The sequence below is a fragment of the Amycolatopsis umgeniensis genome, from assembly GCF_014205155.1.
GTDB lineage: Bacteria > Actinomycetota > Actinomycetes > Mycobacteriales > Pseudonocardiaceae > Amycolatopsis > Amycolatopsis umgeniensis.
In genome coordinates this window covers 8,410,573-8,428,889 of sequence record NZ_JACHMX010000001.1, presented here as the reverse complement: position 1 = coordinate 8,428,889, position 18,317 = coordinate 8,410,573, and the positions used below count along the sequence as shown (strand labels likewise).

Genomic DNA, 18,317 nt, shown 5'->3' with positions numbered 1-18,317 from the left:
GAACCGAGGAGCACGATGAGAACAGCGCGTCTGGTCACCGCCGTCACCATGGCACTGGCCGTGATCACCCTGCCCGCGATCGGGACGGCGAACGCCGAACCCACCGCCATCGCCGCGACACCCACCGATCAACTGCGGCCCCAGGACATGGGAACCCGGGTGGTCAACGGACAACGCACGACCGTACGGGAGAACCCTTACGTCATCGCGGGCCTTCGAGCGGGCGGCGGCGGCCCGCAGGGACAGTCCTGCACCGCCTCCGTGGTCGGCAAACGCAAGATCGTCACCGCGGCGCATTGCATGATCGACGTCGGCGGGGCGAAGAGCTACCTCTACGGCGACGACGACCTGAACACTCCGGGCGACGAGACCTTCCGCACCCCTGTCGCCTCCTACAAGGTGCATCCCCGCTACACCGGCCCGAACTCCTGGCAGACCGGCTACGACGTCGCGGTGATCACCACCGAGGCCGACCTGCCCGTCCCGGAGAACCAGTGGGCCAAGGTGGCCGGATCGGGTGATGCCGGGCTGACCGCACCGGGGAAGTCGGGCACCGCCGTCGGCTACGGAAAGACCTCGTCCGGCGGTGGATCCGGCGTGCTGTACAAGACCACGATGCCGGTGAACGACGCGAACACCTGCCAGGTGTTCAACGTGCGGGTGAACCCCGACCTCATGGTGTGCGTCGGGTACGACGACGGACGTACCGCCACCTGCTCCGGCGACAGCGGCGGGCCGTTCATCGTGGACGGCGTGATCGTCGGCGTCGTCTCGTGGGGCGCGTCCGGATGCGACCGCTACAGCATCATGGCCCGGCTCACCAACGAGATGGGCGACTGGGCGCGCGGCGAGATCGGCGGAACCCAGCCCGGCGACGGGAAGTTCGGCGTCTCCCTCAGCCCGGCGGCGGGCAAGGTCGAGCCCGGCAAGTACATCTCGACCTCTGTGGTGACCAAATCCGGCGACACGGGACCCGAAAAGCTCGAACTGGCCGCCACCGGCCTGCCCGCCGGCGCGACGGCCACGTTCCAGCCCGGTGCGTCGCTCGACTCCGGTGACGTCGCCAAACTCACCGTGGAGACCGCGGCGAGCACTCCGAAAGGCACGCACCGGATCACCGTCACGGCGAAAGGCCCGTCCGGCACCAAATCCGCCGACTACACCCTGACCGTCGGCGACGGCGGCACCACGGAAGGGCCGAAGCCGACCGTCTCCCCCGGTACGGGAACGGTGACCCCCGGCTCGTTCGTCAACGCGACCGTCACCGTCGCCGGAGGAACGGGCAACAGCACACTCACCGCGACGGGCCTGACGTTCACCCCGATGTTCCAGCCTTCCAGCGTCGCCCCGGGCGGTACGTCGCGCATGTCCATCGCCGCCCCGTTCCAGCGCGGCACCTACAAGATCACCATCACCGCCACCGACAGCACCGGCAAAACCGGTACGGCCGAATACAGCCTCACCGTCCAATGAGGTGACCGGCACTGTGGAGCCCGTGACCACCACATGGTCACGGGCTCCATTCACGGTCCGGAGATCGTCGCACCGTGAGGGTGTATTCCGTGGTTCCGGCCTTGCCGGCAGGAATGATGTCCCCACTGTGGTGCATGGCTGGCATGTCGCGAAAGCCACTTTCGGGACGTCTGATGTCCCGAAAGTGGCTTTCGCGACCCGGTCCCACGAACGACCGCAGTCATGTCCTGGGGCCGCCGTCGGTTCCGGTTCCTTGCCCCTGCTTGAGGTACGTGAAGGACCCCTTCCTTGCGCTAGGCGCAGTGAAGGGGTCCTTCATGTACTTGAGGAGGGTGTGAAGGACTCCTTGCCTACTCTGAAGGTAGGGAAAGTGGCTTTCGCGACATGCCACATTTGCCTTTCGGCCCCTTGACTCCCCGCCACCTCAGCCAAGCAGGACCAGGCAAGGGGGTTCTCCCAGTACCTGACTCGCCAGGATCTCCCAAACGTCCCGGACAACTGTCAACCTGTTCGAACCCGGCGCCTGAACAAAAGCTCTGACAACAATCCGGAATCGCGACCGTGTCAGCACATTTTTCCACGACAGAAGGAACGAAGACCCATGGCGGACAGCCAATCCACCCCGCACGCAGACCTTTTCGATCTGAGTGGGAAATACGCACTCGTCACCGGCGGCACCAGCGGCATCGGGATGATGATCGCGCGCGGCCTTCTTCAGGCGGGCGCCCGCGTCGTCATCAGCTCACGCAATCCGGACACGTGCGCGGAGGCACAGCAACTGCTGTCCGAATTCGGCGACGTCCGGGCGATTCCCGCCGACCTGTCCAGGCACGACGAGTGCCAGCGCCTCGCCGATCTTGTCAAGGCCGGTTCGGGACGCCTGGACATCCTCGTCAACAACGCGGGAGCGATGTGGCGCGAGCCGCTGGAGACGTTCCCGGACGAGGCCTGGGACGCGGTGCTCGACCTCAACCTCAAGTCGCCGTTCTGGCTGGTGCAGGCGCTGCTCCCCGCACTTCGCGGAGCGGGCACCGCCGATGATCCCGCGCGGATCATCAACATCGGCAGTATCGCCGCCGTCCACGTCGCCGAGTCGCCCAACTATTCCTACGCCGGCAGCAAAGCGGCCCTCCATCAACTCACCAGGGTGCTGGCCAGGGAGCTGGGCCCCCAGCACGTCACGGTGAACGCGGTGGCCCCAGGACCGTTCCCGTCGCGGATGATGGCGTCCACACTCGATGCCATCGGCGACACGATCGCGGCGAAGGCCCCTCTGCGTCGGCTCGGCCGCGACGACGACATGGCGGGCATCGCCGTGTTCCTCGCCAGCCGGGCCGGGTCCTACCTCACGGGCACCGTCATCCCGGTCGACGGCGGCATCGCCACGACCGCGTCGGGTACCTAGGGGGTACCAGCAGAACCTCCCTCCACCCGCGGCCACTGCCTATGGTGAAGGGGTGGCCAAGATCGATCCGCGCACCGAGATCAAGGACTTCCTCCGCTCGCGTCGCGCGCGGATCACGCCCGAGCGGGCCGGACTGCCCGCCTACGGCGGCAACCGCCGGGTCAAAGGCCTGCGTCGCGAAGAGGTAGCTCTCCTGGCGGGGGTATCGGTCGACTACTACGTGCGGATGGAGCGCGGCAGTCTCACCGGTACCTCCGACGGGGTGCTCGAGGCGTTGGCCTCCGCCTTGCACCTCGACGAGGCCGAGCGCGATCACCTCTTCCACCTCGCGCGGCAGTACAGGGCGCCCGGCGGTCCACGCCGCCGTCGACCCGCCACGACGACGGTGCGGCCGGCGCTTCAGCAGGTACTCGACGCCATCACCGACGCACCGGCGTGGATCTGCAACGGCCGCTATGACGTGCTGGCCACGAATCACCTCGCCCGCGCGCTGTATTCACCGGTACTGGCCGACACACGACGGCCGGCGAACACCGCGCGGTTCGTGTACCTGGAACCCGAAGCGGCACAAACGTTCTTCGTCGACTACGACCGCATCGCCCGCGACGTCGCCGCGAAGCTACGCATGGAAGCCGGCCGCAATCCGCACGACGAGCAGCTGATCACCCTGGTCGGTGAACTGTCGACACGCAGTGAACTGTTCCGGCGGCGATGGGCGTCTCAGGACGTTCGCCTCCACCGGTCCGGACGCAAGCGCCTGCACCATCCAGCAGTGGGCCGGCTCGACCTGGACGTCGAATCGATGGAACTGCCCACCGAACCCGGCCTGCTCCTGACCGTCTACACCGCACCCGCCGGCACCACGACCGCGGACGGCCTGACCCTCTTGGCGTCGTGGGCGGCCCAGCCAGGAGAGAAGGCTCAGTGAGCGGTCCCGCGCGCCAGCCGTTCGGAAAGCGCGTGAGCCTCTTGCAACAGCAGAGCGCCCAGCTGCGGACGGCGATCGGGGCCGAACCGGTGCTCGACACCGGTCAGGGAGAGCGCCCAGCGCGGTGACCCGGCACGATCGAAGACGGCGGCGGCGACCCCCCAGCTGCCCTCCACCACGAGCCCGGGATTCACCGCGTAGCCGTTCGTCCGAGTGGTGGCGATATGCGCGCGGATCTCGCGGGCGGTGTGCTGCGCACCGTGTTCCACGCTCAGATCGACCGCGCCGAGGTAGTCGTCGACCTCCCGTTGGGGCAGGTGCGCGAGGATCACCATGCCCGCCGACACGACCCCGAGCGGGAAGCGGGCGCCCTCGTAGAGGACATGGCTGCGGATCGGGAAGGCGCCGTCCTCACGGATCAGGCAGATCGTCTCCTCCCCGCGCCGCGCGGAGAAGAACGCGCTCTCCCCCGTGGCGAGTGCGAGCCGCCGGACCGACGGCAGGGCGGCCTCCGTCACGTCGTACCGCCGCGCCGTGGCGACGCCGAGGAAGTACAACTCGGGGCCCAGCACCCAGTGATCGGTGTCCGGCATCCGGTCCACCAGGCCCACTCCCTGCAAGGAGGTCAGCAGCCGGTGCACGGTCGGCCGCGGCAATCCCGCTTCCCGCGCGATCGTCGTCGTCGTCGCACCGTCCGGCTCGTGCACCGCGACCGCGCGCAGCGACTGGTGTATTCGGCCGACAAGGTCTCCAGGGGCGTCCACTCAGTGAACACTACCCCATCTCAGGCGCTCGCCTGATGAACAATCCGCAGGTGGAACGCGTTCACTCATTGACCACGTGTGCGGCGCACGATGTCATGGCTGGCGTGGACAAAGTGATCGAGTCAGCCGCGGATGCCATCGCCGACATCCCCGACGGCGCCAGGCTCGCGGTCGGCGGGTTCGGGATGTGCGGGGTCCCCGCGGTCCTGATCGGCGCGCTGTACGACGCCGGGACCTCGGACCTCGAGGTGGTATCGAACAACGCCGGGGTGGACGGCTGGGGCCTCGGCGTCCTGCTCGGCGCGGGTCGCCTCCGCCGCGTGGTCTCCTCTTACGTCGGGGAGAACAGGGAGTTCGCCCGCCAGTATCTCGGCGGCGAGCTCGAGGTCGAGCTGACGCCGCAGGGCACCCTCGCCGAACGGCTGCGCGCCGGCGGTTCCGGCATTCCCGCGTTCTTCACCGTCACGGGTGCGGGCACGCAGGTCGCCGACGGTGGCCTGCCGTGGAAGTACGACAGCTCCGGCAACGTCGAGAAGTCCAGTCCTCCCAAGCAGAAGCAGAGCTTCGACGGCAAGGAGGCCGTGCTCGAACACGCGATCGTCGCCGACTTCGGGCTCGTGCGCGCGTGGAAGGGCGACCGGCACGGGAACCTCGTCTTCAGGGACACCGCCCGCAACTTCAACCCGCTCGCCGCGATGGCAGGCCGGATCACCGTCGCCGAGGTCGAGGAACTGGTCGAGCCCGGCGAGATCCACCCGAACTCCGTCCACCTGCCCGGCGTGTTCGTGCACCGCGTGGTGCCGCTGACGCCCGAACAGGCCGCCGACAAGCCGATCGAGAAACGAACCGTGCGGGTCGCGGGCGCGGAGGAGAACTGACATGGCGTGGGATCGCAACCAGATGGCCGCCCGGGCCGCCGCCGAACTGCACGACGGCGACTACGTCAACCTCGGCATCGGCCTGCCCACCCTCGTGCCGAACTTCGTGCCCGAGGACGTCGAACTCGTTCTGCAGTCGGAAAACGGCATCCTCGGTGTCGGCCCCTACCCGACCGAGGACGAACTGGATCCGGACCTGATCAACGCGGGCAAGGAGACCGTCACCGTCCGCAAGGGCGCGTCGTTCTTCGATTCGGCGATGTCCTTCGGCATGATCCGCGGCGGCAAGATCGACGCCGCGATCCTCGGCGCGATGCAGGTCTCCGCGTCCGGTGACATCGCGAACTGGATGATCCCCGGCAAGATGGTCAAGGGGATGGGCGGCGCGATGGACCTGGTCCACGGCGCGAAGAAGGTCATCGTGCTGATGGAGCACGTCGCCAAGGACGGCGGCCACAAGGTCGTCGACGAATGCTCACTGCCCTACACCGGCCGTGGCGTCGTCCAGCGGATCATCACCGACCTGTGCGTCATCGACATCACGCCCGACGGGCTCGACCTCGTGGAACTCGCGCCGGGCGTCACGGCCGACGAAGTGCAGGAGAAGACCGGACCGCGCCTTCGCGTCAAAGTCGGCTAGGCCGCTAAGACCCTGAACCGGCTGCCAGGAACGTTCCTGGCAGCCGGTGCTTCTCATCGTCCCTGCCGCTCGCGACCCAGTCGGGTCACGTCATCGCGACCAGGGTCCGCCGCTTGCCCGTGAACGGCTCGCGTCCGTGGGCCATCAGCATGTTGTTGATGACCATGACGTCGCCCGGCCGCCACGGGAACGCGTAGCTCACCTCGTCGTAGGTCGCCTTGATCGTGTCCAGATCCGCCTGCGGGATCGGCGAGCCGTCGGCGAAGTACGCGTTGCGGGGCAGGTCCTCCTCGGGATACAGATCCAGCAGCGCCTCGCTGACCTCCTCCCCCAGGCTCGAGACGTGGAACAGGTTCGCCTGGTTGAACCACACCATCGCGCCGGTGTGCGGTTCCGTGGTGAAGGACGGGCGCACGTGCCGCGTGCGCAGGCCCTCGTCGGTCCACTCGTATGTCTGCCCGTTGCTCGTGCAGTAGTCCGCCACCACCTGGCGGTCGTCGGTCTGGAACGCGTCCTGCCAGGTCAGCCCGAGGCCTTCACGGAACGCCCGCGTGTAGGAGACGCCGCCCGCGAACCGCTCACGCAGATCCGCGGGCAGCAGGCGGTACATCGCGCGGCTGTCGGCGATCGGCGTCGCGCCGCCGGTTTCGGCCGCCGTGTCGCACAGGAAGAACAGGCGGGCGGGCCAGTTCGCCGAGTACGAGTTCTCGTTGTGCATCGGGATCGACTCGGCGGGCGGGTACTCCGTCGAGGTGTAGATGTTGCCCGAGACCGCCGATCGCGGTGTCGACCGTTCCGTGTAAGTCAGCAGCGAGCCGCCGATCTCCTCGGTGACCTGGTTGAAGACCGCCAGGTCGGCGGGCATGCCGCGCAGCAGGATCGCGCCGTGCTCGCGCAGCCGGTCCTGCAGCACTTCGCGGTGCGCGCGCACCCAGTCCAGGCCCGTGGCCGCGTACACGGTGAGCTTGGTGTGTTCGTTGCCCTTGACGTGGTGGGCGCTGTCGAGGTTCGCCGCGAGTTCGGTCATGACTCCTCCAGTTCGAATCGGATCAGCTTGGCGGCCTCGGCGTGCAGCGCGGCGAGGTCTTCGGTGTCGGCGAACCCCGCGGCGAGCACGTTCACCGCGTAGATCTCCTGGTCGTCGGTGAGCAGTTGGCCGGGGCGCACGATCGTGACGACCTCCAGGACCTCGGGCAGGTCGGCGACCTCGTCGGTGCCGTCGACGCGGACCAGCCGTCCGGTGCCCTCGGCGTAGAAGATCAGGTAGCCCACTGGCACTGGCAGGCCCGCGCCTCGCGCGGGCGGTGGCGTGCCCAATGCCAGCGAGACGGACTCGGCGACGACATCGATACCGGTCGCGAGCTTCAGCAGCACCGGCTGGGCGCCGCCCGCCGGGCGGCCCGCGTTCACTTCGACGATCGCCGGGCCCAGCTCGACGTCGTCGATCAGCTCCACATGCGCGCAGGTGTTGTCCAGGCCCAGCGCGAGCGCGGCGGCCGTCACCGCCGCGAACAGGCGCTCGGTGTCCTCTTCGGACAGTTCGAGCGGCGGGCAGACCATGCCCAGCTCGAACTTGCGCTCATCGATCAACGGCTTTTCCACCACGGCCACCGGTTCCGCGACGCCGTCACGCACCAGGACGTCGACCGCGTACTCCGGCCCGCGCAGCAGGCCTTCCACGAGGAACACCTTCAGCGGGTCGATCGACCCGACGAGCCGGTGGTACCGGGCGTCCTCCGAAAGCGGCAACCGCTCGGCCAGCAGCCGGTACGCCGCCGCCAATTCATCCACAGTGGACACCGTGCGGACGAGATTGCTCGCCGCGCCGTTCACCGGCTTGACGATCGCCGGGAGCCCGACCGCCGAAGCGACCGAGGCAGCCTCGGACTCGGCAGAGATCAGGGCGCAGCGCGGACCCGGCAATCCGGCCGCGGCCAGCACCTGCCGGACCGCGAACTTGTTGTGCGTCACGGTGAACACTGACGCGGGGCAGCGCGCGACGCCGAGCAGCTCGGCCGCACGGGCGACGCTCGCGATGATCCCCTCGGCGGCGGTCACCACCCCGGCCGGACGCGCGGTCCGCGCCCGGATGGCCTCGGCGACGGCTTCGGCGTCACGGACGTCGTCGACGACGACGAACCCGTCCACCAGTTCCGTCAGCTGTGCCCGCTCGGCCGGTTCCAGGGGCTGGGTGACCAGCTCGGCCCCCAGCCCTGTCGCGCGCACGGCGGCCACGACGTCGGCGATCCACTGCCCCGCGGTCTCCCGCACCACGAACACGGTGTTCACACGTCCTCCAATTCCAGCTGGACGAGCTTGCTCGCCTCCGCGTGCAGGGCGGCAAGGTCTTCGTGATCGGCGAACCCGGCCACAACGAGGTTGACCGCGTAGGTCTCCTGTTCGTCGGTGAGCACCTGTCCCGGCGAGACGGTGGTGACGACGTCGATCACCTCGGGCAGCTCGGCGATCTCGTCGAGCCCGCCGATCCTCGTCAACCGGCCCGAACCGGCCGCGTAGAGGATCAGCATGCCCAGCGGGATCGGCAGTTTGGCGGGTTCCCGCACCGGCGGCGGAGCGCCGACCGCGAGCGCCGCCAACTCGGCGAACACGTCGATGCCGGTGCGCAGCTTCGCCAGCAGCGGCATGATCGACCCGGCGGGCCTGCCCGCGTTGACCTCGACGATGGTCGGACCACGGTCGGCGTCGTCGATCAGCTCGACGTGGGCGCAGGTGTTGTCGAGACCCAGCGCGCGGACCGCGGCGATCGCCGCCGCGGTGACCAGCCCGGCCCGGTCGGCGGTGAGCCCTGCGGGCGGGCACGACAGCGCCAGCTCGAACTTCCGCTCGTCGATCAGCGGCTTGTCGAGGATCTCGACAGGCTCGGCCACACCGTCGCGGACCAGCACGTCCACCGCGTACTCCGGGCCTTGCAGGAACCCTTCGACCAGGAACGTCGCCGAAGGGTCCAGCGTCCCCAGTGGACGGTGGTAGCGCGGATCCGCGGACTCGGGCAGCCGCGCGGCCAGCAGCTCGTACGCGGCCGCCAGTTCGTCCACAGTGGACACCGTGCGGATGAGGTTGCTGCCCGCCCCGTTGACCGGTTTGACGATCGCCGGGAGCCCGACCGCCGAAGCGACCGACGCCGCCTCTGCGGCCGACGAGATCAGGGCGTAGGCGGGGCCGGGCAACCCGGCAGCGGCGAGGGCCTCCCGGACCGCGAACTTGTTCGCGCACAAGGCGAACACCGACGCCGGGCAGCGCGCCACACCGAGCAGCTCCGCGGCGCGGGCGGTGCTCGCGATGGCACCGTCCGAGCCGGTGAAGATCCCGGCCAGCGCGCCGCCGTCGATCTCCCGGACCTTCGCCGCGACGGCTTCCGGGTCGTGGACGTCGTCGAGCGCGACGACGTCGTCCACCACACCGGCCAGCGCGGCCCGCTCGGCCGCGTCCATCGGCGGGGCGAGCAGCACCACGCGGTGCCCGGCCGCCCGCATCGACGGCGCGACCTCACCGACCCAGTGCCCGCGGGCCTCCCGGACCAGCACTGCCGTACTCATGCGGCCTTCTTCCCCGCGAGCTTGCGCTCACGTTCCTGCGCGCCGACCAGGTCGTCGGGCAGCGAATCGGGCACCTCGGTGTCGAACCGGCGCAGCCGCCGCAGCGAGAACCCGCCCACGTTGATCAGCAGCAGGATCAGCGCGAAGACGACATACGCGAGCCCGATGCCCCGGGTCTCGCCGGTGCCGAGCACGGAGCCGACAGACCCGGTCAGCGCGCCGCCCGGCGCCAGCAGCGGCGAGAACCAGCCGACGGCCAGCGGCGCCAGCACGGCGAACCCGATCGGCAGCGTCGACCACGTGATCGTCTGGTTGATCGCGAAGACCCGGCCGTGGAACCGCTGCGGCACCTTGACCTGCACCAGCGTCGCGTAGATGCCTTGCGACACGGACATCGCGGCGGCCAGGAGGAACACCCCGGCCGCGACGACGATCAGCGACGGCCGCAGGCCCATCACCAGGCTGCCGAGCGCGATCCCGATGTTGCCCGCGAGCACGCCGACCATCCGCCGGTGCCGTGGGCCGCCCCACAACGCCATCCCGATCCCGCCCGCCACCGCGCCGAGGGCCTCGGCCAGCGCCACCTGCGCGACGTCGGTGACCGAGCCGAACGACAGCACGAGCGGAGAGACCAGCACCAGCGCGGGGGCGAGGAAGACGTTCGCCAGCGCGAAGTACAGCAGCATCGTGCGGAAGCCGCGGTGGTTCCACGAGTACCGCAGCCCGCCCGCGATCGCCGTCAGCAGCGGTTCGCGCGGGCGCCAGCCCAGCAGATCCGGGAACCGCACCAGCAGCAGGCCCACGATCGCGAACACGTAGCTCGCCATGTCCAGGATCAGGATGCCGGACAGCTCGATCGCCGCCAGCAGCCCGGCCGCGAGCACCGGCATCAGCAGCTGGGCGAAACCGGTGGACAGCTGCGCGAGGCCCATCGCGTGCCCGAGGTACTGCTTGGGCACCAACTGCGCCACCGACGACTGATAGGCGATGCGCTGGAACGACGCGGCCACCGACCCGAGCGGGATCAGCACGTAGAACAACCACAGCTGGACGTGCCCGGTGATCAGCACCAACGCCAGGGCCAGCTGGATCCCGCCGGCGATACCGCTGGCCGCGATCATGATCCGCCGCCGGTCGCCTCGGTCGACCAGTGCGCCCGCCACCGGCAGGACGAGCACGCCGAACAGCAGCGCGAGCGCCCACAGCAGGCCGAGGTCGGCGACCGATCCCGTACGGGTGTAGAGCCAGATCGGCACCGCGAACGACGTCAGCGCCGAGCCGGTCGAGGACACCAGCTGCCCGGCCGTGATCGTGAGGAACCGGGCCATGCTCGGCTTCACCGAGGGCTTCTCGTCGACCTCCGCCCGATGGGTCTCGTGCACCGCCCAGGCCGCGTCTTCACCGCGGGCCCGGACGTCGAGTTCGCCGGGGTCGTCCAGCGCCGGGTGCACCTGCGTGACGATCTCCGCGAGTTCGTCGGCCCGGTAGCGCAGGAAGAAGTGCCCGGCCCGGTCGAGCACCACGAGCGCGGTGGTGTCGGTGAGGAACTCCCACTCCCGGTACCGCTCGGTGTAGTAGTCCGTGACCGGGTCTTCGGAGCCGACCACCGACACGATCGGCGCGCGCAGCTTGGCCACGCGGGCGTCGAGCAGGCCGCTGAAGTACTCCTCGGCGGCGCGGCTGTCGGCGCGCATGTTCGTGATGATCCGGTCGGCCTGCGCCGGGTCGAGGTCGTCGGTGTCGACGCCCATGCCCTTGAGCCAGTTCGAGTAGTACCGGTTGCTGCGCAGCTTCTCCAGCCGGGTGCGCAGCGTGCCCACCGCGCCCTTCATCCGGGCGAACGGGAAGATCGCGCCGATGTAGACGACCTCCAGTTCGCGGCCGCGCTCTTCGAGCAGCCGGGCGACGGCGACGGCGAGCGCGTTGCCGACACCGCAGTGCCCGTAGATGGCCAGCGGGCCGTCGACACGATCGAGGATCTCGCCGGTCAGCCGCTCGACCAGGTCGTCGAAGGGCAGGGCTTCTTCGGACAGTCCGACGTCGTGGCCGGGGATGGCGACCGAGTAGAGCGAGTGGCCTTCCGGGAGCGCGTCGGCCAGCGGCTGGTAGACGATCGCGCTGCCGCCGCCGTAGGGGAAGCAGACGTAGGACAGCGTCCGCTGCTTTGTCGGCTTGGTCAGCTCGTAGAGCAGATGGCGTGGCCTGTCGGCGTTGTCACCGTCCATGAAGGACGCCAGCTCGCGGATCGTGCGGTGCTGGAACAGGTCCATGACGCCGACCTGGCCCGCGTCGGCCTTGCCGATCCGCGCCACCACCTGGGTGGCCAGCATCGAATGGCCGCCGAGGTCGAAGAAGTCGTCGTCGACGCCCAGCTCGTCCACTTTGAGCACGTCCCGCCAGATCCCGGCCAGCAGGATCTCGACCGGGGTCGACGGCGCGACCAGCTCTTTGGTGGCGTCCCGGGACGCGACCGGAGCGGGGAGCGCCTTGCGATCGAGTTTGCCGTTCGGGGTGAGCGGCAGCTCGTCGAGCGGAACGAACGACGGCGGGACCATGTAGTCCGGGAGGCTCTGCTTGAGCGCCGTCCGCAGCGCGCCGGGCTCGGCGTCGCCGACGACGTACCCGACCAGCCGCTTGTCCCCCGGCGTGTCCTCGCGGACGATCACGGCCGCGTCGCGCACCCCCGGCCGGGCGCGCAAGGTCGTCTCGATCTCCCCCAGTTCGATGCGGAGGCCTCGCAGCTTGACCTGGTGGTCGATCCGGCCGAGGAACGCGATCGTCCCGTCCGGGCGCCAGTGCGCGAGGTCGCCGGTGCGGTACATCCGTCCACTGTGGAACGGGTCGGGCACGAACCGCTCGGCAGTCAGCTCCGGACGGTTGTGGTAGCCCAGGGCGAGGCCGACGCCCGCGATGTGCAGTTCGCCGGGCACGCCGACCGGGCAGGGCCGCCCGGCACGGTCGAGGACGTAGATCCGGATGTTCTGGATCGGCGCCCCGATCGGCACCGACGCGACCTCCGCGAGCGCGGCGGGCGTGCAATGCCAGGAGGTGACGTCGATGGCGGCTTCGGTCGGGCCGTAGAGGTTGTGCAGCTCGCAGTGCGGCAGTCGCCGGGTGAACTCGCGGGCGGCGTCGAGCGGCAGTTCCTCGCCGCTGCACACGACCCGCCGCAGCGCCGTGCAGGTCTCGACGCCTTGTTCGGCCAGAAACAGCGTGAGCATCGACGGCACGAAGTGCGCGGTGGTGATGCCTTCGGACGCGAGCAGCTCACGCAGGTACGCTGCGTCCTTGTGTCCTCCGGGCTCGGCGAGCACGAGCCGCACGCCGGTGATCAGCGGCCAGAAGAACTCCCAGACCGACACGTCGAAACCGGCCGGGGTCTTCTGCAGTACCGAATCGGTGCCGTCGAGGCGGTACGCGCGCTGCATCCAGTCGAGGCGGTTGACGATGCCGCGGTGACCGTTGGGCACGCCTTTCGGCTGTCCGGTCGAGCCCGAGGTGTAGATGACGTACGCCGGGTCTTCCGGTCCGGCGAGCGGTTCGGGCGGGGTGCCCGGTTGCCCGGCCGTCTCGGCAAGGTCGTCGAGGACGACCACGGTCGCGTCACCTGGCGGCAGCGTCTCGCGCAACGCCGCCTGCGTCAGCACGACGAGCGCGGCCGCGTCCCGCAGCATGAACGCCAGCCGGTCGGCCGGGTACTCCGGATCGAGCGGGACATACGCGCCACCGGCTTTCAGCACGCCGAGGAGCGCGACGACCAGTTCGAACGACCGCTCCGCGAACACCCCGGTGAGCACGCCCGGTCCGACGCCGAGGCCACGCAGCCGGTGCGCGAGCCGGTTGGCCCGCTCGTCCAGCTCGCGGTAGGTCAGCGACGCGCCGCGGAAGGTCACCGCGGGCGCGTCCGGCGTCCGGGCGGCCTGCTCCTCGACGAGCGCGTGCAGCGTGGTCTGCGGGAACTCGGCCGCCGTGGCGTTCCAGCGCTCCAGGACGAGTTCGCGCTGCCCGGCGTCGAGGATGTCCAATTCGGACAGTCGCCTGCCCGGGTCGGCGACGATCGAACCCAGCAGCGTGACCAGCCGCCCGGCCATCCCGGCGACCGTGTCCTCGGTGAACAGCGCCGTGTTGTGCACGAACTTGCCGATCAGCCCGCGTTCGACCTCGATGGCGTGGAACTCGAAGTCGAACCGGGTCGCGGGCAGGTCCATCGGCAGCCAGCGGAAGTCCACTGCGGACTCCCCGGCCGCGCCCATCCGGCCCATCTCGTAGTTCTGCAGTACGAACATCGCCTGGAACACCGGCGAGCGGCTGACGTCACGGGGCACGCCGAGCGCGTTCACCAGCCGCTCGAACGGCACGTCGGCGTGCTCGAAGGCGTCCAGCACGTGCCGCCGGGTGCGTTCGAGCAGCTCGGCGAACGACGGGTCGCCCGCCAGCTGGGCACGCAGGGGCAGCATGTTGATGAACATGCCCGCCACGCCCTCGAGCTCGGGCAGGCCGCGCCCGGCCGACGACGAACCGATCGCGAAGTCCTCCTGGCCCGAATACCGCGCCAGCAGCACCTGGTAAGCGGCCAGCAGGGTCATGAAGAGCGTGACTCCGTGCTCGCGGCTCAGCTCGCCGAGAGCACGGGCGAGGTCGCGCTCGACGAAGAACTCGTGGATCGCGCCGTCGAAGCTCTGCTTGGCGGGCCGGGGCAGGTCCGTGGGCAGTTCCAGGGGCTCGACCCCGCCGAGCTGCGCCCGCCAGTGCTCCAGCTGGCGGTCGAGTTCGCCGCCGGTGAGCGTCCGGCGCTGCCAGTGCGCGAAGTCGCCGTACCCGATGCTCAGCGCGGGCAGCTCGGCCGTGCCGCCGGTGCTCAGGGCGTGGTACTGCGCGGCGAGGTCACGCAGCAGCAGGTCGACAGACCAGCCGTCGCCCACGATGTGGTGCGTGCACAGGACGAGCAGGTGCTCCTCGTCGGACACCCGGGCCAGGGTCGCCCGCAGCAGCGGGCCCGCTGCCAGGTCGAACGTCTCGGCCGCGGCGGCGTCGACGGCGGCGCGGGCCGCCTCCTCGCTTCCCGCGTCCACAAGGGACAGACCGACCGTGACCGATGGTTCGATGTGGACGGTCGGCTGTCCGTCTTCCCCGGCCGGGAAGCGCATCCGCAGCGCCTCGTGCCGCACCGGCAGAGTGTCCAAAGCGGACTGGAGCGCGGCGACGTCGAGCCGTCCGGTCAGCCGGATCGGCACCGGGATGTGGTACGAGCCGGTGCCCGGCGCGAACTGCTCCATGAACCAGACGCGTTCCTGCTGATACGACAGCGGGACGACGGCGTCGCCGGGGCGCGGCGTGATGGTCGCGGCAGGTTCCGTGCGCCGTCGCAGCCGCTGCTCGAGCAGGGCACGGCGCGCGGCCGCGCTGCTGGTTTCGTCGATCGTGGTCATGAGAGCTCGCCTTCGGCCAGCTGGCGCTGGACCTCTTCGTCACTGAGCTGGTCGAGGTCCTCGGAGAGCCGCCGCTCGATCTCGGCGGCGAGCCCGGCGACGGTGGTGAGGGTGAACAGCCCCCGCACCGGGATGTCGACCTCGAGCTGTTTGCGGAGCCGGGACATCGCACGGATCGCCAGCAGCGAGTTGCCGCCACGGGCGAAGAAATCGTCGTGCGCGCCGAGGTCTTCGACGCCGAGCAGTTCGCCGAGCACCTCGGCGACCAGTTCTTCGGCCGCGGTCCGGGGCGCGACGTACGCCGTCGCTTCGCCGGGTTCGGGATCCGGCAGCGCGGCCCTGTCGAGCTTGCCGCTGGCCGCCATCGGCAGCGCGTCGAGCGTCACGAACCGGGTCGGCACCAGGTACTCCGGCAACGTCTTCCGCAGGGCTTCGGCCGCCCCGTCGGTGCTGCCGACGACATAGCCGACGAGCGTGTCGCCGCGGACCGCCACGGCCGCGTCCCGCACTTCCGGCAGTTCACGCAGCGCCGCTTCGACCTCGCCGGGCTCGATGCGGTAGCCGCGCAACTTCACCTGCTCGTCGACACGGCCGAGGTAGTCGAGCGTGCCATCCCGGCGCCAGCGAACGAGGTCGCCCGTCGCGTACATCCGGCCGGACGGACCCTCGGTGAAACTCTCGGCGGTCAGATCCGGCAGCCCGAGGTAACCGCGGGCGAGCTGCGACCCGGCGACGTACAGCTCGCCCGGGACACCCGGCGGCACCGGCTGCCGCCGCTCGTCGAGGACGTACACACGGGTGCCGGGCACCGGACGGCCGATCGGGACGGGTCCGGACGGCAGCTCGTCCCCGGATTCGATCCGGTGCGCGACGCAGCCGACCGTGGCCTCGGTCGGGCCGTACTCGTTGACGACGAGCGTGCCGGGGTGCCGCTCCCGCCACGGCTGAACGGCCTCGGCGGTCAGCGCTTCACCGCCGAGCACCAGCTCACCCGTCGGGAACAGCTCCTCGGCGAGGACGGCGAGGTGCGTCGGGGTCGCCTTGACGAACGTCGGGCGGCCGCCGTCGACCACCGCGCCCCCGGCGGTGAGGGTGCCGAGCAGCGTCGTCACGGTGAGGTCGAACGACGGCGACGTGTGCAGCAACGCCCGTCCGGCCAGACCGGGGTAGGCCTCACGCGCCCACGCCAGGTACGTGTCGACGGCCCGGTGCTCGACCTCGACGCCCTTGGGCCGCCCGGTCGAGCCCGACGTGTAGATCACGTAGGCGACGTCGCCCGGTCCGGCGGCCGGTTCCGGGTCCTCGGTGGCCGCGGTGGACCACTCGGCCGGGTCGTCCAGTGCCAGCGTCTTGGTGTCCAAAGTGGACTGTCCGGCGACCAGCACGAACGGGACACCCGCGTCGGTGAGGATCAGCGCCTGCCGGGCGGCCGGGTTGGCCGGGTCGAGCGGGACGTAGGCCGCGCCGCTCTTCAGCACCCCGAGCACGCCGGTCAGCAGGTCCGCCGAGTTCGGCACGCATACGCCGACGACGGTGCCGGGACCGGCGCCCAGCTCGCGCAGCCGGTGTGCGACGCGGTTGGCCCGCGTGTTCAGCTCGGCGTACGTCAGGCGAACCCCGCCGAAGTCGACGGCCGGCGCATCCGGGGTCCGCCGCACCTGGGCTTCGAACCGGGCGGGCACGGTCGTCGCGTCCGAAGTGGACACTTCTTCCGGGTTCCAGCCGGTCAGGACCAGCTCTCGCTCGTCGTCCGACAGCAGTGGCAGATCCGCGACCGACCGAGCCGGATCGGCCAGTGCCGCGGCGAGCAGCCGCAGGTACCGCTCGGCCACGGCTTCGGCGGTCTCACGGTCGAACAGGTCGGTGCGGTAGACGAGCCTGCCGTCCACGGCGGTCAGGTCGATCGCGATGTCGTCCTTCGCGGTGGCCGAGCGGACCGGCTCCAGCCCCGAGTCGGGCAGGAAGTTGAACCCGAGCTGATACAGCGTCTGCACGCCGGGGTCGCGCTCGCCACCGGCCGCCTCGGCGACCGCCTGGAACGGCACCTGACTGTGATCGATCGCCTCCAGCAGCGTGGTCCGGACCCGGCCGACCAGTTCGGTGAACGCGGGTGCGCCCGAACAGTCGACGCGTACGGCCATCTGGTTGACGAACATGCCGATCAGGTCGGCCAGCTCGGGCAGGTCGCGGCCGGCGACCGGAACGCCGACGACGATGTCGTCCACTCTGGACAGTCGCGACACGAGTGCCGCGTAGCCGGCCAGCAGCACCATGAACGGTGACGCCGAGAGCTCGCGGGCCAGCTCGCCGACCCGATCGATCAGTCCGTCCGGGAGGGCGAAGTCCACCTGGTCACCGGCGAACGTCAGCTGCGAGGGCCGCGGCCTGTCCGTGGGCAGGCCGTGCACCGGCGGCAGCCCGGCGAGCTGCGTCCGCCAGTAGTCCAGCTGTTCGCCCGACGTTTCGAGCTGCCCGCGCTGCCAGGCCGAGTAGTCCGGGTACTGGATGGCCAGCTCGGGCAGCTTCGGCTCGCGGCCCTCGAACACGGCGTCGCAGGCCTCGCTCAGCTCGGCCCCCAGCACCAGCACCGAGGCGGCGTCGAACACGGTGTGGTGCACGACGAACGTGAGCACCCACTCGTCGTCGGCCGTGTGGCACACCTGGGCACGCCACGGCGGCGGCGAGTCGAGCGGGATGGCCCCGCGCGACACACCACGGACTAGTTCGGCGAGCCGGTCACCGCGGGCGTCGGCGGGCAGGTCCCGCAGGTCGTGTACCTCGAGCTCGATCGGCACCTCGGCATGCACCACCTGCACGAGCGCGCCGCCGTCCATGCGGAACGACGTGCGCAGCGCCTCGTGCCGTCCGACGATGACGCCGAGCGCGGTCCGCCACTGCGCCGCGGTCAGCGGGCGGTCCAGCCGGGCCTGACAGTGCAGGTTGTACACCGGGGACGCCGGGTCGAGCTGGCCGGACAGCCAGATCCGCTCCTGCCCGAACGAGGCCGGGAACGTCCATTCCTTCGTGTCGCTCATGATTTCCTGTTCTCGGTGTCTGGTGGCGGATTCGAGACCCGACGGGATCTCGGCTGCCGGCCTGGCTGGCGTGCGGTGTGGCAGAGGGTGTTGTCGTGGGTCGCGAGTGGCCTGTGGCGATGTCGCGAAAGCCACTTTCGGGACATCAGGCGTCCCGAAAGTGGCTTTCGCGACACCCGAGCCGACCCGCAGGCGAACGACCCGAGGG

At 70.2% G+C, this 18,317-nt stretch carries 11 protein-coding genes; 5 read left to right on the top strand and 6 right to left on the bottom strand.

From position 1 onward, the window contains the following. The first annotated feature begins 15 nt into the window (after positions 1 to 15). The 3 genes from HDA45_RS38465 to HDA45_RS38455 all read left to right on the top strand — a co-directional run bounded on the left by HDA45_RS38465 (position 16) and on the right by HDA45_RS38455 (position 3,806). Positions 16 to 1,473, top strand: a complete 1,458-nt coding sequence (locus HDA45_RS38465) for a trypsin-like serine protease (protein ID WP_184903878.1) — start codon at positions 16 to 18, stop codon at positions 1,471 to 1,473. 601 nt (positions 1,474 to 2,074) lie between these two features. Then, on the top strand, positions 2,075 to 2,878 hold the full coding sequence (locus tag HDA45_RS38460) for an SDR family oxidoreductase (protein WP_184903876.1): 804 nt from the start codon (positions 2,075 to 2,077) through the stop codon (positions 2,876 to 2,878). A 52-nt stretch (positions 2,879 to 2,930) separates the two neighbouring features. After that, a complete protein-coding gene (locus HDA45_RS38455; protein WP_184903874.1) occupies positions 2,931 to 3,806 on the top strand; it encodes an MmyB family transcriptional regulator in 876 nt (291 codons plus the stop codon). Here HDA45_RS38455 and HDA45_RS38450 read toward each other — a convergent pair. Beyond that, a complete protein-coding gene (locus HDA45_RS38450) occupies positions 3,800 to 4,570 on the bottom strand; it encodes an IclR family transcriptional regulator domain-containing protein (RefSeq protein ID WP_184903872.1) in 771 nt (256 codons plus the stop codon). The two genes, HDA45_RS38455 and HDA45_RS38450, sit on opposite strands and share 7 nt — an antisense overlap. A 95-nt stretch (positions 4,571 to 4,665) precedes the next feature. Between HDA45_RS38450 and HDA45_RS38445 the strand changes: the two genes are divergently transcribed. Together HDA45_RS38445 and HDA45_RS38440 are read left to right on the top strand one after the other, a co-directional pair. Continuing rightward, positions 4,666 to 5,448, top strand: a complete 783-nt coding sequence (locus tag HDA45_RS38445) for a CoA transferase subunit A (RefSeq protein WP_221471348.1) — start codon at positions 4,666 to 4,668, stop codon at positions 5,446 to 5,448. A gap of 1 nt (position 5,449) precedes the next feature. Then, on the top strand, positions 5,450 to 6,088 hold the full coding sequence (locus HDA45_RS38440; RefSeq protein ID WP_184903868.1) for a CoA transferase subunit B: 639 nt from the start codon (positions 5,450 to 5,452) through the stop codon (positions 6,086 to 6,088). A gap of 85 nt (positions 6,089 to 6,173) precedes the next feature. On the opposite strand, the gene HDA45_RS38435 is transcribed toward HDA45_RS38440, so the two are convergent. From HDA45_RS38435 to HDA45_RS38415, 5 genes are read right to left on the bottom strand one after another with little or no spacing between them, the layout of a single operon-like run. Next, positions 6,174 to 7,115 (bottom strand): TauD/TfdA family dioxygenase, encoded by a 942-nt coding sequence (locus tag HDA45_RS38435; RefSeq protein ID WP_184903866.1) that lies wholly within the window; start codon positions 7,113 to 7,115, stop codon positions 6,174 to 6,176. Further along, the gene (locus tag HDA45_RS38430; RefSeq protein ID WP_184903864.1) at positions 7,112 to 8,377 is read right to left on the bottom strand and encodes an ATP-grasp domain-containing protein; all 1,266 of its coding nucleotides are present in this window, start codon (positions 8,375 to 8,377) and stop codon (positions 7,112 to 7,114) included. Before HDA45_RS38430 ends, HDA45_RS38435 begins: the two co-directional genes overlap by 4 nt. Further along, positions 8,374 to 9,645, bottom strand: coding sequence for an ATP-grasp domain-containing protein (locus tag HDA45_RS38425; RefSeq protein ID WP_184903862.1), 1,272 nt, complete (start codon positions 9,643 to 9,645; stop codon positions 8,374 to 8,376). The genes HDA45_RS38430 and HDA45_RS38425 overlap by 4 nt, the downstream gene beginning before the upstream one ends. Beyond that, positions 9,642 to 15,074 (bottom strand): non-ribosomal peptide synthetase/MFS transporter, encoded by a 5,433-nt coding sequence (locus HDA45_RS38420; RefSeq protein ID WP_184903860.1) that lies wholly within the window; start codon positions 15,072 to 15,074, stop codon positions 9,642 to 9,644. The genes HDA45_RS38425 and HDA45_RS38420 overlap by 4 nt, the downstream gene beginning before the upstream one ends. Next, on the bottom strand, positions 15,071 to 18,109 hold the full coding sequence (locus HDA45_RS38415; RefSeq protein ID WP_184903858.1) for a non-ribosomal peptide synthetase: 3,039 nt from the start codon (positions 18,107 to 18,109) through the stop codon (positions 15,071 to 15,073). Before HDA45_RS38415 ends, HDA45_RS38420 begins: the two co-directional genes overlap by 4 nt. Between the last annotated feature and the right edge of the window lie 208 nt (positions 18,110 to 18,317).